The sequence below is a fragment of the Terrimicrobium sacchariphilum genome, from assembly GCF_001613545.1.
Taxonomy (GTDB): domain Bacteria; phylum Verrucomicrobiota; class Verrucomicrobiia; order Chthoniobacterales; family Terrimicrobiaceae; genus Terrimicrobium; species Terrimicrobium sacchariphilum.
Genome location: NZ_BDCO01000002.1, coordinates 1,980,584 through 2,004,431, shown reverse-complemented (window position 1 = coordinate 2,004,431; position 23,848 = coordinate 1,980,584). Strand labels below are relative to the sequence as shown.

Here is a 23,848-nt window from a genome sequence, read left to right as displayed (position 1 = left end):
GAATGAATATTGTTTCTTCATGCCCGGGAATCGGCGCTCAAGCCACTTTCGGATGCCGTAAGATTTCCCCACATTTCGGACACAACCACCAGCCGATCTAAAAACGAACCTAGCGTAAATACTATTCAGTTATGAAACTCGCACTCATTCGCAAAACAGCCCTGGCTCTGGCCCTCGCTCTGACCGGCACCTTCCTATCCGGTTGCATCAACGTCGAACGCCACACGGAACCTGATACCACGACGACCGTGACACGAACCTCCACGGCTGTGCCATCGTCGTCCACCACCGTGGAACGCACTACGACATATTAGGAAGCCGCCTCCACACGCAACCCACTCCACCTCTCCGTTCGCCTGGCGCACGAGAGGTGGAGTTTTTTTTGCCCCTGTGAAACGGAAGCCACAAAAATTTCCATGAGGGTTTTTCCCGGAAGCGGGATTGGACTCGATATACGGGACGGAAAACACCTCCCGATCCAAAAAAAAACCAAATCCTGAATCCCATGAAAACCTCTAGAAAACTTCTCGCGCTCGCCTTCTCCCTTATCGCCGCCACCGGATTCGCCGTCGCAGGCCCCAGTAATCCCGCCAGCTCTTTCTCCGGGGTCCCGTCCGTATCACAGAGGCATGGATGTCCGATGGTCACGCCAGTGGCCCACTCATTGGCGACGACCAACCCCAAGGGAGCTGCTGCTGCCACACAGACGACCTCCTACCGCCACGAAGGCTGCACCCGCACCGCGGAGAACAAGCTGACGTGCAAGCCCAGCCAGACCTCCTGCCAGGCCATGCGCCAGAGCTAAGACTATCGATCTGGAGGCGAATGCTGCATTCGCCTCCAGATCATGCTTATGATCTCACCATGCAAGACGACCTTGGAAACCTGCTGAAATCGTGGCAACCCGACGTCCCTGAGACCTCGGATTTTCGCCGAAAGGTATGGTCGCGTATCGAGCAAACGCCCTCCGTACAACGAAGGCGGCCCATTCTTGAGTGGCTAGTCCGCCCCCGCGTGGCATGGGCCATGGTTGCGGTCGCCCTCGTCCTTGGTGGATTCGCCGGCGCCGCCACGGCGGAGCGCACCGACAGCGCCACGTATCTTCGCTCCGTCAATCCCTACGCCCGCCTCCGGTGAAAAGAGCAATCAGCGTTCTCACCGTCGTTCTCGTCGCCGCATTTGTGGCATTGGCAGTCTCCCGCCACGTATTCGCCAACCGTTCGTCGATGGACTGGCTCCGCGACGAGTTTCACCTCACCGACGCCCAGATGGAAAAGGCTGCGGCTCTGCACTCCGAGTATGAGGCCAGCTGCGAGACCATGTGCCGTCGCATCGCGGAGACAGACGCCCGGCTCGCATCGGCGATCCGCTCAAGCACCTCAATCACGCCGGAAATCGCCGCGGCGATCGCCGAGACCGACCGCGTCCGCACCGATTGCCGGATCGCAATGTTAAGTCACTTCTATCAAACCGCGGCCCTGATGCCTGAGAGCGAACGCCAGCGGTATCTGGACAAGGTATTACCGGTCGTCCTGCACCCTGGAGAAATGCACGACGATCATATGCGATGAGTCCTGAACCTGACAGCGCTGCAATGCTGCGTCTCCAGGCGGGAGACGACCTCGCATTGAACGAATTGATGGATCGATGGCGCACACGTGTCATCAGCTATCTCATTCGAATGGTGTCCAGTCAGACCACGGCCGTCGACCTGGCGCAGGAGACCTTTGTCCGCGTCTATAGCAGTCGCCTGAGTTACCGTCCGTCAGCGACATTTTCCACCTGGCTTTTCGCCATCGCGACGAATCTGGCCCGTCATCACCTCCGCTGGCAGCGGAGGCACCCTGCGGTGTCCCTGGATGATCCCGTCGACGGAGAAGCTCTCCATGACCGACTGCCATCTGCTTCAGGCACGCCCTCCGGAGATGCTGTGAAATCCGAACAGGCCATCGCCGTGAAGAAGGCCATCGGCGATCTCCCTCAAGACCTTCGCGAAGCTGTGATCCTTTTCGAGTACGAGGGAATGTCCCATGCCGAGATAGCAGCCGTGGTCGGCTGCTCGGCAAAGGCCGTCGAGACCCGCCTTTACCGGGCGCGACAGATCCTTCGCCAAAAACTACGCTTCCTTCTCTAGAAACTCCGAGGGTTTCCCCTTTTCACGGGATTTTACCCATATGAAAACGGTGTTTTCTCTCGCTTCCGCGTTTCTCCTCGCCGTCCCGACGGCCATGCAAGCCGATCCGGTGATCGACATTCACTCAGGCAGCGACGTGGTCGTCGCCAGTTCGCATATCCGCGCCGCTCCCGACGGCGGGACCTATATTTCCGGCATTTCCCGACCGGCCCTGGGAGTTTCGGCCCCGGCCCAGCCTCATCTCCATATCATCGCATACGACAGAGACGGCGACATCCTTCTAGAAAAGATCGAGATCCTGAACCGCTCCGATTTCATCGCGAGCCACTACGCCCCTAGCCCGCGGGCCTCCTACACAGCATATCTTCCTGTAGAAGCCTCAAAGATTGGCAAGGTCGCCGTCATCCCGCACTCTGGCCATCACCATGGCGAAGCAAAAATATAGGGATTTTACGAATTTCCCCGAGGGGTTTTTCTCTCTGCGGCTATTCACTCCTATCATGAAAAGAACACTCCTTCTCATCGCCATCGCCGTATCCCTCGCGCCGGGGCTTCTCCGTGCACAGAGCGCTGAACTCGACGAGTACGTGGCGGTCTCCGCGGCACTCGCCCAGGATAACCTCGGCTCGGCCAAGGCGGCTGCGGAAAAACTCGCCCGGGAGAAGGGCGCTCTCTCAGCACCGGCCTCCCAGGTGGCGGAGGCAGCCTCCCTCGACGCAGCTCGCGAAAGCTTTCGCACGCTCAGCGCCGCCGCGGAGAAACTGGCCTCGGGCCAGTCTGGGTATTATGTTTTCCGTTGTCCCATGGCCGGAGCCGACTGGGTGCAAAAGAGCAAGGATGTGCAAAATCCCTACATGGGTAAGCAGATGTCCTCCTGCGGAAGTATCAAGGACTCCACTGCTCCCATGAAAATGGGCGGCTGCTGCGGCTAACGCCTCCCGGATGTTAGTGCGATGAATCGATCGCCAGCACGGCCGATCCTGCTGGCGAGAGGCAAAGAGCACCGTCAAGCACTTCACCGAGCAACACATTACGCACCTTCATCCCTGCCAGGGAAACCACCTGGGGCTGCGGCGTAAAGTTCTCGATAAACACGTAGTCCTCGCCGTCACCGATCCGGCACTGGACCGATACACCCGCAGGCAACTCGCCCGTCCAGGCGCTCTCCAGCGACAGACGCTCGATCAGAGGGCGGTAAAATGCTCGCAACGCGTCAGCCTCCAATCGGGGAGCGATGTACCAGGCCTCGCCCCTTCCGTGGCGATTTCTCGTGATCGCAGGGGTTCCCGCAAACATCCCCGACGAGTAGGTGGCGACCACCTCGGCCTCGACATCGCGCAGGATGCCGCAAAGCACGCTTGCCATCAGCCTCTCGCCCAGGCCACGGGCAGCGCCGACAGCGGGTTCCAGTGCGATCTTCTGCCCGTCGGGAAGGGTGTCGTATTCCTCGTTCCAAAGGCCGAAGAGACGCATCATCCCGTCCCCAGGCCAGCCGCCAGTGAGGCAAAGATTTGTCTCGTCACAGATGCCGAGATATGAGGTGGCCACCAGGATGCCGCCTTGCTCGACAAAGGATTCCAACCTCCGTGCGACACCGGACTTGAGCATCCAGAGCTGAGGCAGAACCAGTATTTCGTAGGGAGTGAAATCGTGTTCGGATGGGAAGATGTCCACCGGTATGGACCTCTCCCAGAAGGCAAAGTGATGCTGACCTGCGACCACGTCGTACGCATCATTGCCGCGAGCAGCCCCTTCGGAGAATTCCAATCCCCACCGCGCCTCCAGGTCGTAAACGAGGCCGACGCGCGCTGGTTGAGGCACGGAGCCGAGAACCGGTTCCAACCGTTCATAGCTGAGGGACAAATCTGCCACGCTGCGAAAGACCCGGCCATCGGCGCGACCGGAGTGGTCCACCACCGCCCCGTGGAGTTTTTCCCGGCTTCCCCGTCCTTTACGCCATTGAAAGTAGCACGTCCCCTCGGCACCATGTCCGAGGGCCTGAAGCATTTCCAACTGATGCACCGCCGCAGGCTTCGGTCGCATGCGAGACTTCCACTGCGGCGCGTCCGGACAACTCTCCACCAGCATCCATGGGCGATCCGGCTTGAAACAGCGATAGTAGTTATCCTTGAAGCTGATCGCCGCTGCGGACTGGATGAGATCGGGATCATCGATCTCATAAGCCGGATATTGATCATCCATGACCAGATCCACCTTGTGAGAGAGCGCGGCATAATCGATCCACGAATGCATGCCCATGAAATTGGTTGAAATCGGCACACCAGGCGAAAGCGGCCGAACTGTCCCCGCCTCAAACTCATACCAATCCTGAAGCTGCCAGTTCCTAAACCGCAGCCAGTCCACCGAGAGACTGTCGACGCTCCAATCCCGGGGATCGATCTGCTCCCAGGCTGTAAACTCATGGCTCCAGAAGGCGGCCCACCAGGAGCGGTTCAGGTTTTCCAGCGTCCCGTACTTCCGCTCCAGCCAGCGCTGCCATTGCTCCAGGCAGAGAGAGCAGAAGCACTGCCCCTGGAGATCGTCGTTGCCGAGCTCATTGGAGATATGCCACATCGCCAGAGCCGGATGCTGGCCATAACGATCAGCGAGACGCTCATTGATCGCCCTCACTTTCTCCCGGTAAACGGGCGACGACCAGCAGTGATTATGCCTGTGCCAGTGCGGCTCCCGCAGCCCCTGGGCATTGACCCTCCGGATCTCGGGATACTTTTGCGACATCCAGGCAGGCTTCGCCCCGCTAGGTGTGGCGAGGATCACCTTGTGACCCTGCCCCGCCATCCGGTCAAATATCCGGTCGAGCCATTCAAAATCATAGACACCCTCGTCGCGCTCGTAACTCGTCCAGCCAAAAACACCGAGAGTGAAGGTATTGCATCCTGCCAGTGACATCAGTCGAAAGTCCTCGTCAATGATCTCGGGAGCATTCAACCACTGGTCGGGATTATAATCTCCACCATGGAGGATTTTCCGGAAGCCCGGAATGAGCAAAGGGCGAGAAGCTTCAGATGATGTCATAATATCAGGGGATCACTAGCAAAGGATGCGATTGCCTAAGTCGGTCAGGCGGTCGCCTCTCCAAGGGAGTGCAACCGTATCCGGCGCTCCCTCGACCCAACAATCCCGCGGAGGCGGTTTTGCGGGGAAATTTCATTCAACGCATTGAACTGATCTTCGAAAGAAAAGAAACACCGCACTCACGAATTCTACGGTAAGAACAATCTTGGCACGCCTGCCCCTTTCTATTTCCCGACGACCCGATGTACGGTGCCGTCATGAAGATCCCCTTCCCCAAGCTGGCCCTTGCTCTGAGCGTTGCCGCAGGGATTCCCTCCACGCACGCTGCAGATTTGATCAAGGCTGATAATAGCCTGAACCTGAAGACTGCTGGCACCTATGCCGCTCCAAACGACACCGTTACCAACCCTTCAGGATCTCGTATTATCTTTAACAACGTTTTCGCGAACACTACCGCTTCAGTCAACACTGCGGGAATCAGCGCTGACTCTATTGTGATCCTCGATCCAGGACATGCGGTGACTCTATCCACAGGCGGAACACTCACCGTTGGCTCACTGGATTTATCCGAAGCCACCCAGAATCTCACCATTAGCGGCAGTTTTGCCACGCGGATGTCTGGAACCACTCCATCCGTTACGGTAAAAAGCGGAATCACGCTAACGATCAACACCGCCTTTTACTCCAACACGAACGGCGGCGGAACCATCAATATCACTGGAGATGGCACAACGAATATTAATGGCGCTATCACCGATGGGGATGCAGTCAAGATCAGCAGGATCACCAAAAGCGGAAATGGCATCCTGACTTCCACCGGCAGCAATACCTACACCGGACAAACAACTGTTTCGTCCGGAACGCTCCTCATCAACGGCTCCCACACGGTGAGTTCCGGCACGACATCGGCCACCGCCTACAATGTTACCGGCGGCATCCTCGGGGGAACTGGCACGATCAATCTTTCCGCAGTCAACTCCGGAGTCACGCTGGGATCGGGCGCGAAGCTGACCGCGGGAGGTTCCGGCGGAGCCTCCGTGGAAAGCCTCACCTTTGCCCTCGGCACGGGATCTCTCGATGCGAAAGCTGCCGTCGGAGGTGCCAATACAGGCGCGTTCATCTTTGAGTTGGGGTCGAACATCACCCCGGGGTCAACCTATGACCAGATCATAATGACCAGCGGCACGCTGGACATCGGCACGGGCCTGCTGGAGGCAACGGACTTCGACTTCACCACCCTCGCAGGATTTGGCTCAGGGGTTTATGTCCTCTTCGATACCGCCTCCACGATCTCGGGAACATTGGGAGCCAATACGAGCGTCGACCTGGGCAATGGCTACACAGGCACGCTCAGTCTTTCGGATTCCAATACCAACCTGATCCTCACCGTCGTACCCGAGCCGCAGACGGCCACCCTTCTCTGCCTCGCATTGGGAATGACATTCGTCTTCGTTGCCCGGCGCAGACGCCGGCAAAGCTAGCTTTCGCTGTCCCGCCACGGCGCTGCCTCAATCGCAGCGCCTATTCGACGTATCGCTCCAGCACGGAGAGGAGTTCGCGCAGGCGGCGCTTGCCCTCCTCCGGATGCTGGGCACCCTCGATGCAGTGGTTCATGTGGATGTTCACCACCCTCTCGGAAAGCGACTTCAACGCTTTCCGCGCCGAGACGAGCTGCATCAGCACATCCGCGCAATCCCGGTCGGCCTCCAGCATTCGCTCGATGCCGTTAAGCTGTCCAACGATGCGGCGCAGACGCGCTTTAAGCGCCTTGGTTTCATCTTCCGGGTGGTGATGCAGGTCATTCGACATCGCACGCGATCATACGGGGTGAAAGATTTTTCCGCCAGAGCAAGGTTGCTCATTATAGGGGTAGGGGGTATACCCTATCCGTGACATCATTCCAGGAATTAATCACCCAGGGAGCGGCAAATGCCTGGCTGTTCATTCCGACAGCGGTGCTCCTCGGCATCCTGCATGGACTGGAACCCGGCCATTCCAAGACGATGATGGCGGCCTTCATCATCGCGATCCGCGGCACAGTGGCACAAGCTGTCCTGCTCGGACTGTCGGCCGCGATCTCGCACTCTTTCGTCATCTGGCTGCTGGCGGCAACAGCACTGCATTTTGGCTCCCGGTGGGATGTCGAAACCACGGAGCCGTATTTCCAGTTCATTTCCGGGCTCATCATCGTCGCCCTCGCCGGGTGGATGTTCTGGCGGACCCGCCGGGATCAGCTTGATGCGGCTTATCATGAGCACCACCATCATCATGATGCCTCTGGAGCAGGCGCCCATGGCGGCCAGATCGTCTCAACGAACCTCGGACAAATCGAAGTCTGCATCCACGAAGACGGCGTGCCTCCACGATTCCGGGTCTATGGGCCCCTCACGCAAACCAGCGCCCCGATTGTGGAAGTCTCCCGCCCTGACGATTCGCGGGAAATCTACCAATTCACCCGCTCGGGAGATTACTGGGAGGCCACATCCGAGCTGCCCGAGCCTCACGCCTTCACTGCCGAGCTTCGGGTGGAACCCAAAGGCCAAGGATACAGCGTAACCTTCGAGGAACACGAACATCTGGACCTTTCTGGCGGCAACTTCCAGGATACGCATGAACGCGAACACGCGGCTGACATTGCACGCAGATTTCGCAACCGCCATGTCACCACCGGGCAGATTGTGGTCTTCGGCCTCACTGGAGGTCTGCTCCCCTGCCCCGCCGCGATCACGGTATTGCTCGTCTGTCTGCAGTTGAAGCAATTCATCCTTGGCTTCACCCTCGTCGCCTGTTTCAGCTTCGGTCTCGCCCTCACCATGGTGACCGTCGGTGCTGCCGCCGCATGGGGGGTACAGCACGCCTCGAAAAGATTCTCCTGGTTCTCCTCACTGGCAGCCCGCGCCCCCTACTTTTCCAGCGCCATTCTCCTTGTATTGGGCCTTTTCATCACCTGGCTGGGTGCACGGCATATCCTGTAGGCGTTTTCAACGGCACGGTGGCCTGGCGGCGCAGGGACTGACAGGCCGGAAACAAGTGAGATGAAGCAGCCTCCAGCGCGCCGTCTGCCAGATCGTCCCACGCTCAAACTCTTCGACAACTTACCGAAGTGCTCCGGCGTGGAACCTCCTGGAGGCCGGATGGAAAAATCCTCCGGAGGGCACTGGACAAACCCTTCCTCCTGCGCAATACTCCCCGTCCTCTTTAGGAAGGGTGGCTGAGTCCGGTTTAAGGCACACGACTCGAAATCGTGCGACCCCAAAAGGGTCCGTGGGTTCGAATCCCACCCCTTCCGCCAGTATTTCCCCTCTGGAAATACTTCTTCTGCCTCTGTTTATGAGCCTCCACAAGGAGGCATTTCACCGGGCGGAAACATTGCTTGCTGTTGCGAAATATTGCGTTTAATCCGGGGTTAATGGACACAGCGGACACAAGACCCAAACCCGCTAAACCACTCTTCGAGTGCAAAGAGTTCTTCGTCACCAAGTGGAGTGACCCTGCCCGTAAGCCTTTCAAGCTGGAAATCCGAGCCAGCTTTGCCGGGAAGAAACTCCGGAGCTTCTGGGATTCCGAGGAGGAGGCCATCTCCGTAGGCTCGCAGCTGGTCGATCAGATCCGCAATCAGGGCCGACAATCAATCGAAACCGGCGGGCTGACCGTAAAAGCCGCCGTGGCTCAGTTCCTCCCTCGCGTCGAAGGCTCGAGCAAGTCGCACCGCCAAAAGACCGAGCAAATCTGTGGCATCCTCAAGGAACGCTTCGGAGCCATGAGCCTAAAGGCGATTGGCCCCGAGCACGTCGAATCCATCATGCGGAAAGGTGAGACGAACGGAACCACCCAGGCCGGATATTTTCGCTACCTCCGCATGTTCTTCCGATGGGCTGAACGCCGAGACATGATCGACCGGAACCCCATGCGAGCAATCGACTGTCCGACGTCGCGGCCGCTGCGGAACATTCTCACTCCCGAGGATCTCGAAACCGTGCTCGCTCTCGAGATGCCCAAATGGCTCCGCGCAACCGTCCTCCTTGGCGCATTCGCCGGGCTGCGCTCAGAGGAAATGGTTCGGATGAATTGGGAAGACATCGACACGAAGGCCGAGCAAATTCATATCCGCCCAGGCGTTCAAAAGGACTCGGGCGGATTCTTCGAGCGAATCGTCGACATGATGCCGCCCCTGATTCGGCGAAAGGAAGAAATCTCAGGCGTCGGGAAGCTTGTACCCGTCGTTGGTCGCAAGCTGCACACCTACAGGGAACGATACATCCTCGGCCCGATGGACTGGAAGGAATGGCCGAAAAACTGCCTTCGTCACTCCTTTGCAACCTACCACCTCGCGAAGACAAAGAACCCGGGGCTCACGGCCTTTCAGATGGGCCACACCTCGCCCGCTATGGTCCAACGCGTTTACGCCGTTCCAGCGAAAAAAGCTGACTGGCGAAAGTGGTGGGCACTGTAGCGGCATTTGCCGGAGCCTGATGCTAGAAGAATCGTGACTTTTCACGATTCCGATCCTTGACCATGCGCAGCCTTCCCGTGATCGTCTCGGAATGGGTACGCGAACGGTCCTCGGAATGGCCATGAAGCGGGAATTTTTGATCGGTGAACCCGCTTGGACCACGGAGATTCCACAATACCCGCTTCCCCCGGGCCTCCCCGACGGAGCATTGCTGCGAATTGTGGATAAAAAAGAGCGCGATATCGTTCTACGCGATGAGGCGGGCAAAGAATGGACCATAGGCCATTGGAACGTAGATCCTGGCTGGTACTTTCGCCTCGATGGGAAATGGTATCCCGAGACACACCCGGAATGTCAGACCGCTATCGCTTGGGAAATAGCCATTCTGAGGGGAGAACGATGGGCGCACTCGATTGAATCGATGCGGGAAAGCACCCTTGCACGTCTGGAAACAATCCAAGCCAGATATACCGAGTGGCAAAGGCTACGGAAAGTGTGGGGTCTAGGCCTTTCACCAAGTCAACGCTTGACCTCCGAAATGAAAGCAAAAACAACATGCTTATGAACCCTGAACTTACATCATTACTTGGAAGTTGGTGCACAATAGCCAGCGTGGGACTCGGTCTTCTGGCAGGCTTTTTCACTGCCATCGCCCTTTTTTTTACAACCCAGGATTCAAAAAATAAAGAAAGAGCGATGGAGCGAGACAAAATGGAATCGCGACAGGTTGTTGCAAAGCTTCAGAAGGAGAACTCGGATAATCTAGTAAGATATAAAGAGCTCCAACAGCGAGTTTCGTGGCGAGAAATCACAAAGGAGCAAGATAAAATTCTTAGAAGCGCTTTGGCCGAAACTAGAGGAACGCTTAATTTTGTATTGGTGGGAAATGACCCAGAATCGCAGATGTATACCTATTATCTGCAGCAGTGTTTTGAAAATTGGGAAATTGGTGCGAATGGCTTTACATTGCCAAACATGATCTTTGTTGGAATGGCCATAACTGGAGATAACCCGCAGATGGTAAGCACCGTCCGTGAAGCCTTTTCCAAAGCCGGGATTCCCTTTTCAGAACAAGGACCGGTTTTTCGAGGAGGAGCAGCAATGTTAATGACGGGAACCAGTCTTCCCAATCCTGACGTGACAATCTATATGGGAATCAAGCCGAGGTGATAGGATTCTGGAATCGCACAAACCACCCGGGAAACGATAGTGCCCTCTGCCGCCGGTGAACGCCATCCCCTTCCCTGCTTCCGCCGTCGTCAGTGTTCCCCTCGATCGTGTTCAACGTGCGTCCGGACACGCTCTCGACAAATCCGATATGGGAGAGCTTCGGCAGGAAAACGGCGATATCTCCGGCCTGCGGTAGCCGTTTGCCGTCGTTCGCCCACACCTCGACGCCGTAGCGCCCCCGGCACCAGTCGAGGAAGTACCGGACAGCCGCCTCCTTGGGGAGCGCTTTGACCTTCGGACGCCATCCTTGCCGGGCAGCTTCAGCCAGGCAGAAGCACACAAAGGCCGCGCACCACGGCTCCCGGTTATCGTCGCCCTGCGGATAGCTGGTATCGTTCCAGAAGAGCGCGATTTCCGGCCCCTGGTTGCGCGAAGTCTCCCGGGTCCCGACGTATCGGGCCGCGATCTCGAGGGGTGAAACCGCAAGCGGTGGCAAAGTGCTCGTCATTTCGCCCATGGCTGAGACATCGACCAAATGCCGCCGCAAAGGCGCACCGCCGCCCAGATGATGCGCCGATGAAGCCAGCCCACCCCTACCTCCTGCATGGCCTCGAGAAAGAGCGCGTCACATTGCGCACGGGTCTTCCGGTGAGGTTCGCCTCCCCGCAGCGAATACAGCCAGTCATGCAGCACCGCCGGGAACTTCGCCGGGCCGTACGGATCAAAGCCCGGGATGTTCCAGAAGATCGACGGAACCGAGGCGTAATCCGTCACGAATCCCGCTGGCACCTCGAACCGCTCTCCGTCCTTGGAGACATATACGAGCGGCGCAAGTAGCGCCTGCCGCCCGTCCCGATAGCTCATCCATCGGAATCCCGGCAACGGCTCAATGAATCCCGTCTCCATCACTTCCCCAGCGGGATAACCGCCTTGCCTCCCGATATTGTAGCCTCCACCGAGGCACGGCCTTTGTTCTCCGGGTTGCCGGTGAATTTCAGCGTCAAATACCCGGTTCTGTTCGTCATGTCGTACTGCACGCCGTAGGAGCGATCGACAGATGTCCATGACTGGCAACCGGCCAGCGTCAGCGCCAACAATGCAAATGCGGTCTTCATAGTTATCGCCTCCGAACTTCCGCGGTCAGCTGTTCAACCGCCTTGGCTACCTGCTGTTGCGCCTCGGCGCTCTTTTGAAGAGCCAGCGAGTTTTGACTAATCACCTCGATTTGTGCCTGTTTCCCCTCACGGAGTTCAGAGATGAGCGCCTGACTGGTTAACGCGCGCTCGTCCCACACATACCGGAGCGCCACCAGCAAGGAGAGAGCAAGCACACCCCAGCCGCCCAGCTTGTAGGCCATCAAGATAATGTTGGCAAAACGGTCTCCAGCCTGCGCGGCCGCTTTCAGTTCGTCGGTCATGGTGCTTCCTCCTTCACCCGAAGGGATTCAAATTGTTCCTCCGTCAACTCAGTAGCGCCGGGGATTTCTCCCGCTGAAAAAGCCGCCGCAACATCCGATTGCCACAGGCACCGGTAAGCAACTCGCCCATCTGTCAGCGGGATTGGCGAAATAGTTCCATCGACCAGGCTGGCTGCGCGAATGCGGGTCCTCCCTTCATCATCCCAAAATGCCCCAATCGTGCGGATGCGATCTGACCCATCGGGTAAGACCTCGCCGAACTGCGCCCACAGCGGCCCGAAAACGTCGGCAACCCGCGCGGGATCAATCGCAACGATGCGCTGATAAGTTTGGAAACTCATAGCAATCCGAGATCCTTTCCGAGCGTCGAGCGATAGAGCTGATAGACCCCCGCCCATTGCGCCTGGCTCAGTCGCGTGGGGAAGTAAAGCGCTGCCGCAAAAGTTGCCGTTGGCGGATTGACCACGCCGCCGATATAGATTTGCTGCCCTAAAATACCATTAGCTGACGTAGGAAACTTTTGCAGAAACTCGCCATCCTGGAAAAATTCATTGGAAGGGATCGCCCGATTTCCGGAGAGCGCGAGGAAATGATACTTGTCGTCCTTGTAGTAACCCGATCCCTTATTTATTCCGCCTTCCGATCCGTTACCGGAGAAGGTGAATGGGTTCGATGGTCCCGCGAATGACGAGTTTCCGTTGTTCTGACTGCCAAAGTGCAGAGAGTAAGAGCCGATGGTGGAAAATCCTCCGTAGTCTCCAAACAGGTTGTTTTGCAGGACGGTCGTGCTGGACGGAATCATGCAGACGACCGCGATGGACGCCGCCGCTGCATTCTGAATGGTACCGGTCGCGATATATTGCGCGTTCGCAGCCGTCATCGTTAATCCCCGGCCCCATGTCGGCCCATTAACCAGCGTGCCGTTCGTCGAGTACAGCCCGCCAACGGTATGTGCTACCGATCCCGTGCCAGCACATTGCCCCGGGAGAAATGTCCAGCCGGCGCACTGCTCCCAAAGGGCCAGCCCCTTCAGCCCGCGCACCCAGTCCGACATCACGCGCCGATCCGTCGCCCCGCTTCGCAGGCAATACGCCCGCGCGTCGGGGTCAATACCAGAAGACCGCCGCCAAGGCACCGACATTACCACCCCTCCTCGAGTTCGAGCACGATGCGGAACTTCAGCCCCGCCGCCGTGTGTGTCGGAGTTCCCTGCGTCACCCCGGCGAGATAGAGGGTTTCACCGACGATCGAAAATCGGATGTCACAATCAGCCTGGCCGAATCGGCATCCGCCGAGATCCTTGCTGGCCGTGGCAGTGACAAACCCGATGATGTTCTCGGCGTTCGCATCCGTGATCGACGGAGCCGCGTTCACCGTTCCCAGGCTCACGTCAGCCTTGAGAAAATAGAGGTCCATCGCAATACCCTGATCGTCCTTGTCGAGCACACCGATCGAAAGGATTCGGCCCCGGATCTTCTGCACGGCACTCTGGCCCGGGTTCGCGTAATTCCCGATGTCGAGCACAGTTCGATCAAACAGGACATCGCCGGCGGCATAGGCCGAGGTGTCCAGAGTCGGGACAAGATCAACGATTATGGTTCGGAAGTTTTCAACGATCATGGCTGTAGGAGTGGTGCAATTTCCGCGAGAAGCTCGGGAAGGGTGTAGGGTGCGTCGGGAAGAGTCTGGCCGGAGGCATAGGCGAGTTGTGCCGCGTTGATCCATTCGCGAGTTGCCGCGCATTTCGGAGGCAGCGGAACGCCCTGCGCCGCAAATTTCGCCGCGGTATCGAGAAGATTAACGAGCGCGATGGCATCGAACCCGAAAGCCGCTAGATGCTCCGAAACCGAGCGCGTTTGAACTGGTTCGATGTAGGGATCAGGAGAAAAGAACTCAACCCAGCGATAGAGGACATCGCGCCACCCGCCGGAAACGTCTGGCCCATCGAGCGGCACGAGAACGGCCCCGGCCTCGAGCGTTTGAACCTCAACGATGGAGCGCTGCGCATTCGCGTATTTTGCGGCAGTAATCGTCATCCCTTGATCTCCTCCAGAAAGAGAGTTGATACCGCTGTAGCACCAAGCAGCGTTGAGAGGGATGGCGTCGAGTTCAAGTAAATCGTCGTTCCCCCGCTGGCTCCGACGCGAACGCTATAGGTCACAGGGCTTGTTGTGGACGGTGAATCAATGTAGGCAGCGGTACGATTCTCCTGGCGAGCATATAGCTCGAAACAAGTCGAAAAGATTGCATTCGCAGCGCCGCTAAATAGTGCAGCAATTACGTCTGGATCTGTTCCTGACTGACGAGACAACTGCAAGCTCCATGACACCTTGATTTTTGACGAGGAACTTGATGGCGTAATAGACGCAGAAATAACCTGTGTGCCTTCTGTGTTCTGCGGGATTGTCGCGTCAAGCGGTATGGCTGTTGAAAAGCTGGATGAGGCCGATACCGAGGCGGAAACCGTTTGAATAACAGCTCCTGCTGGCGCTATTGCTCTCCACAAGCCCGAGGCGCAAAGACTGGAATCCACGAAGCCGGAAGCGAACTTACCGCGCCCCGTGGAGTCAGCCGTAAAAATACCCGCTCCGATCTTGGCCAGCGTGAGGAACGCATCAGCCATTTTTGCCCGACCCGTCGCATCGGCAGAGAGAACTCCATCAGCGAGCTTAACCGTTGAAATGGACCCGTCAGCGATTCCTGGGACGGGATCAGTCCAGTTCCCGGCGGATGTGCCATTGGCAACCCACAACGAGGCGTTATCCAGTTGCACACCGACCTGTCCGAGGAAATCCGGAACCGCCGTTGCCCGATCGGAATTCGTAAGCCATGTTTTCGTTCCCTCGCCAAAATACTGCTGCGTCAGGTTCAACCATACCGCAAGCTGCGCCGGAGTGAACGTCCGGGGCTGAGAGTCGCCGCCGAATCCTATCACCGAATTGGCAACGGTCGTAAGGTCGTTCTTCGCCCCGTCGCTCTCGCGCACCTTCAGCGACCGCCCTACCGTTCTGGAGTTCTGCTGTGCCAACATGGTTGCCCGATCCAGGGCACGTTCGTGGGACTTAGCCGGAAAGTCGGAGTTCTCCTCGTAAACCGTCGTTTGGGTCATTGGAACCTGACGGAAGATTGTCACCTTGGAAGTGTTCGGAATAGCTGCGGTCGTGGTAATACTTCCTCCAGCTTCATTACCTGCACCGGTTACGGCGTAATCAGTCCCGAGAGTCAATGTCGTATCGACTCCAACAGCGGTTGTCGCGACCACTCGCAAATCCGTATTATCGAAAAAATAGAACGGCACGGTGTACGGCGTGACAGTCGAGGCATTGCCAACGTACTGCACTCTGGAATTATCGCTCTGCACACTCATGGGGCAGTCAATACACGGAAAAAGGTTGACGCGCAAGAATTCTTAGGCATTCCGCTTATTCTCCTGTTGCGTTTTTGGTTACGTTGAAAAGGTCGCTGGACAAGTGCGCAAGAGAAGCCGCAGCCGCAATATTGCTATTCAGTAATCCCATTCCTGAAAGGATCGTGTCTACGTCTCGGAAAACGTCTTTTGCCTCGAAGTCTCCGGATAGGTAATCGTCAATACGGTTTACGCTGACAGCTGCACGGTCGATGCTGGAAAGAATATCCCCATCAGGCGTCCAGACGCCGAACGCCCGCAAGACCATTCCTTGCGCCTTGTCTCCAAGGAACGGGATGCCAGCTAGCGGGTCGGTTGCAGCCTTTAGCGCCAAGGTCTTTGGACTCCAGTTCTTCGCGTCAAAAATCTCCTCATCGTCATCGTTCCGAGCATCCGCCCAGGCACTTCGAATCAGCGCCGCCATGACGCTATTTGCGATCCAGACAGCCGTAATCACACGCGCGGCCTCTGCCGCTGGCCGATTAGCCAGCGCGTATGCCATCAGTCCGAAGTTTTTGCGAGCGTCCGAGGCAAAGGCCCAAGCCAGACGAACAGCCGGATTTGTCGCCGTGTTCTCGAAAAGAGATCGCGCTCCGGCCCGCGTCGGCTGCGCCAGACGATCAACGGAACGCTCTGCCGCCTCTCGCGCCGCACGCTCGGCATCGGCTCCGGTCAATCCGGACTCATGCGCCCGTTTCAGTTGGTAATCATGGACGATTGCATACGTTCCCGCTGTCATCAGTGCATCGGTTCCGCCGATCAACTGGCCGAGTTTGGAAACTGCATAACGCAAACGATTCGGCTTCTCGGCCCGGATGCCTTCGACCGCCTGACGAACGACCGGCGGCATTTCTTGCAAGCGCCGCTGGATGTAGTCGGACTGGAAAGCCGTCCCCCAGCCGAGTTGCCCGGTGAAGAGCTTACCGAGCCGGGACAGATACGAGCCTGTCGGCATTTCGGCCAACCCTGCGGCGAGTTGGGTCGACTGCACGGCGATTGTCCCGATGCGCCCAACGAGCGCCACGGATGCCGCCCGGTTCATGATCCGGCCCAATCCCTGATTGAGCGCTAGAAACGCCCCGGCGTCGCGTGTCCCTCCCTTTCCAAAGTAGTCGAGCCATCCGCGAAGGACTTTGACGGCCTGCTCACCGCTCGCCGCCTGGACGCTGTTGCCCACGTCGCGATTGTTGAGCAAGGCCGTAGCCTCGTTCACAAACTTGGCGTACGCAATCCAATGCTCCATCTGCTTCGTGTGCGAGATGTAGACTTGCAGGGCATCGCGGAAATCTGGCTCGGCCACCCTGCCGGATCGCGTCCGCAGGCTCCCCGGCGTGGTTGATGCCGTGGACATCGTATTGCCCGTTACCGGGTCGATGGTCTGGCCGGACTGCGCCTGCTGGGGAACAACGGTGATGGGCGAGTAATTCGCGTTCTTCGGCAGGTTGATTCCGTTCAACTCCCGATAGACCGGGTTCAGGCGGGCATACTCGCTGGCGTACTGCTCGCTCAGGAACGCCCGCACCTCCCGAGCCTCGGGCGTCAACTGCTTCTCGATATTGTCGATGAAGTCTTGATTGTAGTGCCAGGCACTCACCGGCTTCCCGGAGTCGTCGAGAAGGCCAATCATGTGCCGCCGTCCGTCCTCCTGCCTCCAAAGCAGCGTTGCCGTGATGGCTTCAAGCTGGCTCATATGGAGCGATTCTTTCCCGTTCGAGAGCGGGACCGTCATCGACTTTTGCGCCATCTGCCAGCGGAGGCTTTCACCCTTGAAGCGATCCCCGGCCAGCTTGGTAAAGAGGTCTTCCAGAGCCACGGTCTTTTCCGTGATGGAGTCCTCTTTCGCGTGGGATGCCTCGCGCTCCATGTCGGCCAGCCGTTGCGCCTCGATCGACTTGTCGCCAAATACCCACTTAGAGACTTGCTCAAAGTTGAGAAGTCCGAGGAGCGAATCCTTCCACCGCCCTTTCAGGCTGTTGTTTTCGAGCGCCTTGGCGTCACGCTCCGGGGCTGTTCCGGCCTTCCCGGTGTCTGTGATGAGTTGCTGCCGGATGGCTTGCCTCCGCTCGCGCTCCTGGATCTTCTGTTCCTTGAATGCCCGGTATCCGCGATCCCAAATCTCGGTTGCGCTGGCGACTGCCGCCGCCCGGCGCTCCGCATCGGCCTGCTTCCAACTGGCGACAAGCGGAACAAGGCCAATCTCCATCTGCGCATGGGCCTCTTCCTCTGGCGTCATCTCGCCCTTGGCAATCTGTGCCTCCAAGGCCGTGACGTGCGCCTCTGCCCGGTCGGTCGTCCAGTCCATCGCATCGCGCAGCGTGTCAAAGAGCGCGTGCAGGTCTGCTCCTGCTGTGCCTTCCCGCTTCTGGCCTGACTGGTTCTTGGCTGGCTTGGATCGCTCCATCAGCTTTGCCATCTTCGAGCCGTATTCGCGTTTGAGCGACCGCTCCAACTCGGTTCCGATCATCTCGATTCGCTTCGTGAAAAAGTCGGCCAGGGCGGTTTCGCCGTTGCCGATCTTTGAGAGCACGGCGTACCCTCCGACCTTCCCGCGAATCTCCGGCGGGAACACCGAAAGCAGGGCGTCGAGTTCTCCGATGGATCGGATAAGCTGTTGCCGGGCAACCTTGTCTTGGCTGGCCGTCCCCCACCGCATCCCTTCAATCGCCACCCGGTTCTGCTGCTGCAACGTCATCATCCGATCCCGCGCCCGCTCAAACATGCGGATTCGACCGTCCGGTGACTTCATCTGCGCCTCAAGAGCGGCCTGTGTCTCGGCTTCGCGGTTGACCGGGCGGGGAGTGGAAAGGGAAAGCTCCGAGTCAGGAGACATCGGCAATTCTGATTGCCTGCCGTTTTCAGTAGCCCGTTTGAAATACTCGGCCAAGGTGCGCTGCATTCCCTCGATGTCGGAGATGAATTCCCGTGTACCCCACTCGGAATTGCTGATCTTTTCGATTGCCGCCTTGAACCACGCCCTTACCGAGGCGACGAGCTTTTCAAAAAGCGTTGGCTCGGCGGCGTGTACGTAATCCCAGAACTGCGGATCAAGAAAGGCATCACCAATGATGTTATTGGCGAGTTCGACCGTCATCACCTTGGGATCGGTGTATGTTGAGCTCTTGAGCGCCTTGGCCCTGGACTTCGGATCGTTGACGTAACCAAGCAAGGCCCGCTGCATCTCACGGTAAAGCTCCGGGTTTTGTTGCTCCACCGTGTGGCCCCATTCATGCCCGATCAGCGCGTGAACATCGCGATTACCCCGAACATGGATAAAAATGGTGTTCGGATTCGCCTTATTCATCGCCCCGGCGAAGGTGGGCGTTTCCTGATTGGAATCTACAAAGACAACCTGCTTGCCGGTCAGGTTTTCAAACTGCTTGATGAATTCGGCGGATTTTCCTGCCTGTTTGGCGTTATCCAGGTTTCCCCCATAGCTTTGTGCAACGAAGCGAACTGCCGACGTTTTTGCTCCTCGGTTTTGTTGGGATTGATTGAGGGCGCTAAGCGCTTTTTGGGTTGAGGCTGGGAGTTGCTCATCGGGAATCGGCGTGAAGTTGAAAAGCTTTTCCGGTGTCATAGTCAACCCTTGATCCGGCGTGCTGTCAATTGCGCCCCATGGGTTGGCTTTCCGACCGGATTCGAGGATGGCTTGATCCGACTGCGCCGCCTGCTGATCCGCAACCATGCGCACTTGTTCCGCTCGCCGGGCGGCATCAACGTACGCCTGATCTGCCGAGTCTTGGTCTCCAAACTCCGTCGTCTGCCCGCTCTCTGGCTCTGTGATGCGCCACACGCGGGAGCCGTCCGGCTTGGTGAACGTCTCCATGGTTGGCCTTGTGGCGTCGTTTTGGGCTTCCTGTGCCGCCTTCTGGTCAGCCTGGAGCGCCTGCACACCGGCAGAAATGTTTTCGGGCGTGCGCTTCCCGTATTCCTCCCGGTAAACCGCTTGCGCCTCGTCCTGCGTTGTAGCCGCAAGAATCCGATCGCGCTGGCTCTGTGAAAATCCGCCATATTTCAGCATGTCCGGCGTGAGCATGAACCGCCCGCCGTCCTTGAAATCGCGGAAGTTCGCCAGTCCGCCGCCAACAAGCGCCAGCGGAAGCACCGCGAAGAACGTTTCTGGCCTCTGGTTCGCCCATTCGCCAAGATCATCCTTCCAGTTCGCTTCCGGCATGTCCTGCCGTACCGCTGCCGTGATATTGTCGACCAGCACAGGGACCATGTCCTGCAATCCTTCTTGGACATTTTGCTCTCCAGCGGATGCCGCGACGCCAAGCGCGGCCTTTTGAAAGCCTGCCTGCATGTTTTTGAACAAAGCGCCCACCATCGGGAGCCGCCCGGCGAGCGACTCGAGTTGCAGCTTTTCTAGCGACATTTGCGCCGTTCCACTCACGAGCGCCATGCTCTGCGCCGTGTTGAAATCGACGTTCGGGTATTGCAGTTGGATGCGGTCAAGCTCCTCGTCGGCCAGCGCCAGCGAGCTGAGCACCATTCCCACGCCGGGAACCGCCGTAGCTGCCATCGTTCCAGCGCTACCAGCCAGCCCGTACATACCGCGTTCCGCCGTACCGAGGAGCGAGCCTTCCCGCAAGATCGGCTTGATCGGGTCAATGCCATCTTTCGCCACGGAACGAAGCTCCCGCGCAATCTGGATCACCGGCAGCACCTTGCGGTATTTATCGATGAACTGCGCCGTTTCGTCTGCCGTGGGCTTGCGGTATCCCGGAGCGCCTTCGTAAATGCTCCCGGCCTGCATGACGGGTTTCCCGTCTTCCTCGCGGATCAGCATTCGCCCGTTTTCTGCCGCGTCGATGGCAAAAAGCACTTCTCGTTGCTGGGCATTCAGTGCGCCTTTCGGAAGAAAGTCCACGCTCCGCGAGAGGGAATCTCCGATATTCTTGGCGACCTGCTCAAATGCCCCCCGGTCGATCCCGTTCGCGTCCGCTCCCAGGGCGAGGAATCCATAAAGCGCCTTACGCTCTTCGAGAGACTTTGATTGCAGGCGCTCGGCCAGGGCGGTGATGTCCTCCAGCCCTTTCCCGCCCTCGGTGTAGCTCTTCAGAACCCCGTATGCGTCCTGAATCTCAGGCCCGAACTTCTGCGAGGCGAAATAGACCTGCGCCGCCGTGCGGTTTGCCTGCTGCATGATGGCGTCCTGCTGCGGTCCGGGAATCGTCTTTCCAGCCTTCCACTCGTCGACGATTGCCGGAATGGAAATCGGCTTCCCGGTCGCCATGGCGCCGACAATCGCTTTCGGGATGTCGGTATTGAGCGACTTCCCGATCTCGTACTCTCCCCGGATCATCCGATAAAGCTCCCCGTCTCCGGCGTGCGTCTTGTCGAATCGGTTTTTCAGGTAGGCAGAGCGGTCAATCTGGTATTCCTCGTCCGTCAGGTCGCGGCCCCGGATGTAGTTGAAGTATGCCCGGTTTGCCGATTCGTACTTGAGCAGGTCCGGAGCGACGCTCAGGCTCGCCGCCTCGCGCATCTGCGGGTTCTGGGCGAGCTGCTCAAAATAGCGGTCATCAGTGAAAACCTTCTCGAAATGCGTGTCGACGCTGTCCTGCGCGTCCTGCTGCTTCGATGCGATCCACGATTGAAGCTCGGCGGTTCGCTGCTGCTTGAGCGCCGGGTCCGTGATCGAGTCGAATTCGTTGTAGTACCGCGTGGCCGTCGCGTCGTCGATGGTCGCCGCGGTCGTGGGCTGAAGGAGATTGGTCATTTGCTGGCTAGCTTGGATTTCGCAAGGGATTCCTTGGCGGATTCACCGGGCGGAACGGTTCCGTATTTTGCGAGCAGGGAGCGGATGCCCTCGGCGTCTTTCGGAATGTCCTTCTCTGCCACCTTCCCGACCACCTGCAACGTCCGGTCTTCCTTCTTCGCCTGGTACTGGCTGGGCGGTGTATAGAAGTCGATCACGTTGGGATCTGCGTTTCCGTGCTTGTCGCTGGCGATGAATGCCTCTCCCGTGGCCGGGTCGCGGAAGATCGTCCCAAGCGGGTACTTATCGGTATTGACGGCGACCACCCCGGGCGTGAGGTTCTCTCCTTTTGCGGAGTATCCCTTGTTCGTCCACGTGTCCTGTGTCTCGTCGGTTCCTCCTACGCTCTTTCCGAGCGTGTAATAGGTCGATGGGACTTTGACGCCCACTTTGTTCTGCACGTCGGCCACGGATGGCACGTTGGGAAAGATTGGTCGGGACATAGGTATTCCGTAGTTCACCGCCGAGGCATGGCGATTCCATCCGCCTCCGAATTCCTGCGTCGGCTGTGGCATGAAAGACTGTGTGCTATGCTTCGCCGCCTCCGGCCCGACGATCTCGGCGAATTTCTTGCGCCATTCCTCCGGGCTGGCCTGCGGGTTTTTTGTGGCCCAATCGGCCATCTGGTTTTGAAAGTCCTGGTACTTCTGTCCCCAGGCCGCACTAGCCGCCATATCGTCGACCTTTTCCCAGCTCTTCTTGTCGCGCCCGGTCGGGCCGAGATACCCGGCCTTCGAGAGCCGCTCAAACTCGTTGCCCCATTGCGCGAGCTGCTTGTCCTTCATGGGGTTTTCCTCGCCGTTCACCCATGTCTTGTTCCATTTCTGGTTGAGTTCGGTGCGGTAGCGGTCCTGGTACTCCTTCGGCAGCGTGGAAATCCGTTCGTCGATCTGGTTGTATTGGTCGTTTTTCGGGTCGTCCTTGCCGTTGTAGCCCCGGATCAGCGTTTGAATCTCCGCAACCATCGGGCCATCGGTTGCCGGATCGTACGGGCGTACGGCCATGGCACGTTTCTGAAGGAGCGCGGCGCGGCGCTCCGGCAGTCGGTCGCCGAGCGTCTTCTTGATGGCGTCCAGCGTCATTCCCTCGGCCTGCATGTTCTGCGCCTCGTTCCACGCCTCGCTCTCGTCGATCTTCACAGCCCGATCAGCCCGATAAATTACCTCGGCCTTTTTGGCGTCCGGCAGTTCTCCGAACACACCCTTTTTCACCATCTCGGGAACCGCCCGGGGATTGGTCAAAACTGCGGTTTGCAGGAGGTCGTCTTGCTGCCTTCCATCGTAGTAGACGCGCTTCTTCTCCGCGTCTCCTTGGGTGTACAGGCCATTCTTTTCGCCCTCGATGATCTTGGTGTGTACCGTCTCGTAGTCTCCGGCCTGAAATGCCCTCTCGATCGCCGCATCATTGATGTCCTTGGAATCCGAAAGCGCCTTTTGCAGGCCGGTCACTTTGAACTGCCCCAGCGTCGTTGCGTACCGAGTCCCCATCATGCCACGGATTCGCGCCTGCGCCTCGGGTGAGGCTGTCGCGATCAGAGCGTTAAAGTTGGGAGCCTTCTCTTGATACGCCTTCTCAAAGATTCCCTGCCATTGATCCCCCGGCTTCCCCTGCGTCTGCGCCGTCACGTCGGCAGTCAGCGCCGCCCATTCTGCATCCACCTGGTTGTCGGCGGTCATGTCCTGGATGTTCTGCCGCTTCTGGGCGAAATCCGTCATGGCCGCCCCCACCCGATGACCAGCGACAGCAATGGCCTCTCCGACGCTCTGCGCTGCCTGGGCCGGGCCGCTGAAAGCGTTGATGTCCACGCTCGATTGCAAGAGCGACGACCGCGCCGCCGAGGAAATATCAGGGGCCGCGCCGGGTCCATTCGAGGTGATCGGCTGGCCTCCGGCTTGCGGAGCATTCGGGATTTCAGCAAGACGCACGGGCATAAGGCTTAGTCAATACAGGGTGAGAGAGGAAAAATCCAGCCTTGCTTTTCTTCGCAAAGTTGCGTACCGCCTCGACCATGAAGCGTTTTCTTTTCCTCGGGCTGGCTCTGGTTTTGGTCGGGTGTGCGTCCTCGTATGAAAAGACCGTTGCCTATGTGAACACTCTCCCCGTAGAGCAACACCCCGCGTACCTTAAAAGCAGCCTTGAGCTTGGAAAGATTTCCCAAGCTCAGTACGATCGCATGATGGCGATATGGAGAAATGCAAGAGCGGAAGATGCGGCGGAGGCAAAGCTTATCGCCTCGATGACTCCCGTTGAGCAGGCTAACTATAAGATCGAAAAAGAGCGCCTTGCGATTCAACGCCAGCAACTTCTTGTTCAACAACAGCAACTTGAGCAATCCCGCAGAGCAGCCGACGCTCAGGCTGTGAATAATATCATGTCCAGCGCACAATCGAATGCTCAGGCAAACGCTCAGACGTTGAACAACATGGCAAATACCCAAGCTGTCACGACTGCTATTTATGGCAGTCGATAGC

At 58.2% G+C, this 23,848-nt stretch carries 25 protein-coding genes and 1 tRNA gene; 13 read left to right on the top strand and 13 right to left on the bottom strand.

Features of this window, described 5'->3' with window-relative positions; translation table 11 throughout:
* The first annotated feature begins 131 nt into the window (after positions 1-131).
* The 7 genes from TSACC_RS09415 (at position 132) to TSACC_RS09390 (ending at position 3,066) form a co-directional block, all read left to right on the top strand.
* Entirely contained in the window at positions 132-314 is a 183-nt protein-coding gene (locus TSACC_RS09415) for a hypothetical protein (RefSeq protein ID WP_075079073.1), read from the top strand.
* 191 nt (positions 315-505) lie between these two features.
* A complete protein-coding gene (locus tag TSACC_RS21755; RefSeq protein ID WP_153811366.1) occupies positions 506-805 on the top strand; it encodes a hypothetical protein in 300 nt (99 codons plus the stop codon).
* Positions 806-864: 59 nt separating this feature from the next.
* Positions 865-1,137 (top strand): hypothetical protein, encoded by a 273-nt coding sequence (locus TSACC_RS09410; protein WP_153811365.1) that lies wholly within the window; start codon positions 865-867, stop codon positions 1,135-1,137.
* A complete protein-coding gene (locus tag TSACC_RS09405) occupies positions 1,134-1,571 on the top strand; it encodes a periplasmic heavy metal sensor (RefSeq protein ID WP_075079071.1) in 438 nt (145 codons plus the stop codon). Before TSACC_RS09410 ends, TSACC_RS09405 begins: the two co-directional genes overlap by 4 nt.
* A complete protein-coding gene (locus TSACC_RS09400; RefSeq protein ID WP_075079070.1) occupies positions 1,568-2,134 on the top strand; it encodes an RNA polymerase sigma factor in 567 nt (188 codons plus the stop codon). The genes TSACC_RS09405 and TSACC_RS09400 overlap by 4 nt, the downstream gene beginning before the upstream one ends.
* Before the next feature lie 40 nt (positions 2,135-2,174).
* A complete protein-coding gene (locus TSACC_RS09395; RefSeq protein ID WP_075079069.1) occupies positions 2,175-2,579 on the top strand; it encodes a hypothetical protein in 405 nt (134 codons plus the stop codon).
* 55 nt (positions 2,580-2,634) lie between these two features.
* On the top strand, positions 2,635-3,066 hold the full coding sequence (locus TSACC_RS09390) for a DUF3347 domain-containing protein (protein ID WP_169809592.1): 432 nt from the start codon (positions 2,635-2,637) through the stop codon (positions 3,064-3,066).
* A 13-nt stretch (positions 3,067-3,079) separates the two neighbouring features.
* Here the strand turns inward: TSACC_RS09390 and TSACC_RS09385 are convergent, their stop codons facing one another.
* Complete coding sequence (locus TSACC_RS09385) at positions 3,080-5,170, bottom strand: beta-galactosidase (RefSeq protein WP_075079067.1); 2,091 nt, start codon at positions 5,168-5,170, stop codon at positions 3,080-3,082.
* 257 nt (positions 5,171-5,427) lie between these two features.
* On the opposite strand from TSACC_RS09385, the gene TSACC_RS09380 reads away from it, so the two are divergent.
* Positions 5,428-6,651, top strand: coding sequence for an autotransporter-associated beta strand repeat-containing protein (locus TSACC_RS09380; protein ID WP_169809591.1), 1,224 nt, complete (start codon positions 5,428-5,430; stop codon positions 6,649-6,651).
* A 40-nt stretch (positions 6,652-6,691) separates the two neighbouring features.
* On the opposite strand, the gene TSACC_RS09375 is transcribed toward TSACC_RS09380, so the two are convergent.
* Positions 6,692-6,979: a metal-sensitive transcriptional regulator gene (locus TSACC_RS09375; protein WP_075079065.1), complete on the bottom strand. Its 288-nt coding sequence runs from the start codon at positions 6,977-6,979 to the stop codon at positions 6,692-6,694.
* 80 nt (positions 6,980-7,059) lie between these two features.
* Between TSACC_RS09375 and TSACC_RS09370 the strand changes: the two genes are divergently transcribed.
* The 4 genes from TSACC_RS09370 to TSACC_RS09350 all read left to right on the top strand — a co-directional run bounded on the left by TSACC_RS09370 (position 7,060) and on the right by TSACC_RS09350 (position 10,793).
* Positions 7,060-8,145, top strand: a complete 1,086-nt coding sequence (locus tag TSACC_RS09370; RefSeq protein ID WP_075079064.1) for a HoxN/HupN/NixA family nickel/cobalt transporter — start codon at positions 7,060-7,062, stop codon at positions 8,143-8,145.
* Positions 8,146-8,371: 226 nt separating this feature from the next.
* A tRNA-Ser gene (locus TSACC_RS09365) sits at positions 8,372-8,462 on the top strand.
* A 117-nt stretch (positions 8,463-8,579) separates the two neighbouring features.
* On the top strand, positions 8,580-9,623 hold the full coding sequence (locus tag TSACC_RS09360) for a tyrosine-type recombinase/integrase (protein WP_075079063.1): 1,044 nt from the start codon (positions 8,580-8,582) through the stop codon (positions 9,621-9,623).
* Between the two features lie 561 nt (positions 9,624-10,184).
* On the top strand, positions 10,185-10,793 hold the full coding sequence (locus TSACC_RS09350; protein WP_075079061.1) for a hypothetical protein: 609 nt from the start codon (positions 10,185-10,187) through the stop codon (positions 10,791-10,793).
* Here TSACC_RS09350 and TSACC_RS09345 read toward each other — a convergent pair.
* Genes TSACC_RS09345 through TSACC_RS09295 form a run of 11 tightly spaced genes read right to left on the bottom strand, consistent with a single transcriptional unit; the run spans position 10,780 to position 23,308 of the window.
* The gene (locus TSACC_RS09345; RefSeq protein WP_169809590.1) at positions 10,780-11,301 is read right to left on the bottom strand and encodes a CHAP domain-containing protein; all 522 of its coding nucleotides are present in this window, start codon (positions 11,299-11,301) and stop codon (positions 10,780-10,782) included. The genes TSACC_RS09350 and TSACC_RS09345 overlap by 14 nt on opposite strands.
* On the bottom strand, positions 11,298-11,657 hold the full coding sequence (locus TSACC_RS21245) for a DUF1353 domain-containing protein (RefSeq protein ID WP_075080651.1): 360 nt from the start codon (positions 11,655-11,657) through the stop codon (positions 11,298-11,300). The genes TSACC_RS09345 and TSACC_RS21245 overlap by 4 nt, the downstream gene beginning before the upstream one ends.
* A 41-nt stretch (positions 11,658-11,698) precedes the next feature.
* Entirely contained in the window at positions 11,699-11,908 is a 210-nt protein-coding gene (locus TSACC_RS22100; protein WP_075079059.1) for a hypothetical protein, read from the bottom strand.
* Positions 11,909-11,910: 2 nt separating this feature from the next.
* Complete coding sequence (locus TSACC_RS09330) at positions 11,911-12,210, bottom strand: hypothetical protein (RefSeq protein ID WP_075079058.1); 300 nt, start codon at positions 12,208-12,210, stop codon at positions 11,911-11,913.
* Positions 12,207-12,551 (bottom strand): hypothetical protein, encoded by a 345-nt coding sequence (locus TSACC_RS09325; RefSeq protein WP_075079057.1) that lies wholly within the window; start codon positions 12,549-12,551, stop codon positions 12,207-12,209. The genes TSACC_RS09330 and TSACC_RS09325 overlap by 4 nt, the downstream gene beginning before the upstream one ends.
* A complete protein-coding gene (locus TSACC_RS09320; RefSeq protein ID WP_153811364.1) occupies positions 12,548-13,351 on the bottom strand; it encodes a hypothetical protein in 804 nt (267 codons plus the stop codon). Before TSACC_RS09320 ends, TSACC_RS09325 begins: the two co-directional genes overlap by 4 nt.
* On the bottom strand, positions 13,351-13,830 hold the full coding sequence (locus TSACC_RS09315) for a hypothetical protein (protein WP_075079055.1): 480 nt from the start codon (positions 13,828-13,830) through the stop codon (positions 13,351-13,353). Before TSACC_RS09315 ends, TSACC_RS09320 begins: the two co-directional genes overlap by 1 nt.
* Complete coding sequence (locus tag TSACC_RS09310; protein WP_075079054.1) at positions 13,827-14,246, bottom strand: hypothetical protein; 420 nt, start codon at positions 14,244-14,246, stop codon at positions 13,827-13,829. Before TSACC_RS09310 ends, TSACC_RS09315 begins: the two co-directional genes overlap by 4 nt.
* Complete coding sequence (pgp3, locus tag TSACC_RS09305) at positions 14,243-15,577, bottom strand: virulence factor Pgp3 (protein ID WP_153811363.1); 1,335 nt, start codon at positions 15,575-15,577, stop codon at positions 14,243-14,245. The genes TSACC_RS09310 and pgp3 overlap by 4 nt, the downstream gene beginning before the upstream one ends.
* 55 nt (positions 15,578-15,632) lie before the next feature.
* On the bottom strand, positions 15,633-21,338 hold the full coding sequence (locus tag TSACC_RS09300; protein ID WP_075079052.1) for a hypothetical protein: 5,706 nt from the start codon (positions 21,336-21,338) through the stop codon (positions 15,633-15,635).
* Positions 21,335-23,308 (bottom strand): RlpA-like double-psi beta-barrel domain-containing protein, encoded by a 1,974-nt coding sequence (locus TSACC_RS09295; RefSeq protein ID WP_075079051.1) that lies wholly within the window; start codon positions 23,306-23,308, stop codon positions 21,335-21,337. Before TSACC_RS09295 ends, TSACC_RS09300 begins: the two co-directional genes overlap by 4 nt.
* A gap of 77 nt (positions 23,309-23,385) precedes the next feature.
* On the opposite strand from TSACC_RS09295, the gene TSACC_RS09290 reads away from it, so the two are divergent.
* On the top strand, positions 23,386-23,847 hold the full coding sequence (locus tag TSACC_RS09290; RefSeq protein ID WP_153811362.1) for a putative periplasmic lipoprotein: 462 nt from the start codon (positions 23,386-23,388) through the stop codon (positions 23,845-23,847).
* The last annotated feature ends 1 nt before the right edge of the window (position 23,848 follow it).

Excerpts from the sequence above, each read along its gene's own strand:
- TSACC_RS09320 (WP_153811364.1), bottom strand. The coding sequence starts at position 13,351 with ATGTCGGTGCCTTGGCGGCGGTCTTCTGGTATTGACCCCGACGCGCGG.
- TSACC_RS09395 (WP_075079069.1), top strand. The coding sequence starts at position 2,175 with ATGAAAACGGTGTTTTCTCTCGCTTCCGCGTTTCTCCTCGCCGTCCCG.
- TSACC_RS09290 (WP_153811362.1), top strand. The coding sequence starts at position 23,386 with ATGAAGCGTTTTCTTTTCCTCGGGCTGGCTCTGGTTTTGGTCGGGTGT.
- TSACC_RS09310 (WP_075079054.1), bottom strand. The coding sequence starts at position 14,246 with ATGACGATTACTGCCGCAAAATACGCGAATGCGCAGCGCTCCATCGTT.
- TSACC_RS09390 (WP_169809592.1), top strand. The coding sequence starts at position 2,635 with ATGAAAAGAACACTCCTTCTCATCGCCATCGCCGTATCCCTCGCGCCG.
- TSACC_RS09385 (WP_075079067.1), bottom strand. The coding sequence starts at position 5,170 with ATGACATCATCTGAAGCTTCTCGCCCTTTGCTCATTCCGGGCTTCCGG.
- TSACC_RS09375 (WP_075079065.1), bottom strand. The coding sequence starts at position 6,979 with ATGTCGAATGACCTGCATCACCACCCGGAAGATGAAACCAAGGCGCTT.
- TSACC_RS21755 (WP_153811366.1), top strand. The coding sequence starts at position 506 with ATGAAAACCTCTAGAAAACTTCTCGCGCTCGCCTTCTCCCTTATCGCC.
- TSACC_RS21245 (WP_075080651.1), bottom strand. The coding sequence starts at position 11,657 with ATGAGCTATCGGGACGGGCGGCAGGCGCTACTTGCGCCGCTCGTATAT.
- TSACC_RS09300 (WP_075079052.1), bottom strand. The coding sequence starts at position 21,338 with ATGACCAATCTCCTTCAGCCCACGACCGCGGCGACCATCGACGACGCG.
- TSACC_RS09360 (WP_075079063.1), top strand. The coding sequence starts at position 8,580 with ATGGACACAGCGGACACAAGACCCAAACCCGCTAAACCACTCTTCGAG.
- TSACC_RS09415 (WP_075079073.1), top strand. The coding sequence starts at position 132 with ATGAAACTCGCACTCATTCGCAAAACAGCCCTGGCTCTGGCCCTCGCT.
- TSACC_RS09345 (WP_169809590.1), bottom strand. The coding sequence starts at position 11,301 with ATGACGAGCACTTTGCCACCGCTTGCGGTTTCACCCCTCGAGATCGCG.
- TSACC_RS09400 (WP_075079070.1), top strand. The coding sequence starts at position 1,568 with ATGAGTCCTGAACCTGACAGCGCTGCAATGCTGCGTCTCCAGGCGGGA.
- TSACC_RS09325 (WP_075079057.1), bottom strand. The coding sequence starts at position 12,551 with ATGAGTTTCCAAACTTATCAGCGCATCGTTGCGATTGATCCCGCGCGG.
- TSACC_RS09410 (WP_153811365.1), top strand. The coding sequence starts at position 865 with ATGCAAGACGACCTTGGAAACCTGCTGAAATCGTGGCAACCCGACGTC.
- TSACC_RS09295 (WP_075079051.1), bottom strand. The coding sequence starts at position 23,308 with ATGCCCGTGCGTCTTGCTGAAATCCCGAATGCTCCGCAAGCCGGAGGC.
- TSACC_RS09330 (WP_075079058.1), bottom strand. The coding sequence starts at position 12,210 with ATGACCGACGAACTGAAAGCGGCCGCGCAGGCTGGAGACCGTTTTGCC.
- TSACC_RS22100 (WP_075079059.1), bottom strand. The coding sequence starts at position 11,908 with ATGAAGACCGCATTTGCATTGTTGGCGCTGACGCTGGCCGGTTGCCAG.
- TSACC_RS09350 (WP_075079061.1), top strand. The coding sequence starts at position 10,185 with ATGAACCCTGAACTTACATCATTACTTGGAAGTTGGTGCACAATAGCC.
- pgp3 (WP_153811363.1), bottom strand. The coding sequence starts at position 15,577 with ATGAGTGTGCAGAGCGATAATTCCAGAGTGCAGTACGTTGGCAATGCC.
- TSACC_RS09315 (WP_075079055.1), bottom strand. The coding sequence starts at position 13,830 with ATGATCGTTGAAAACTTCCGAACCATAATCGTTGATCTTGTCCCGACT.
- TSACC_RS09380 (WP_169809591.1), top strand. The coding sequence starts at position 5,428 with ATGAAGATCCCCTTCCCCAAGCTGGCCCTTGCTCTGAGCGTTGCCGCA.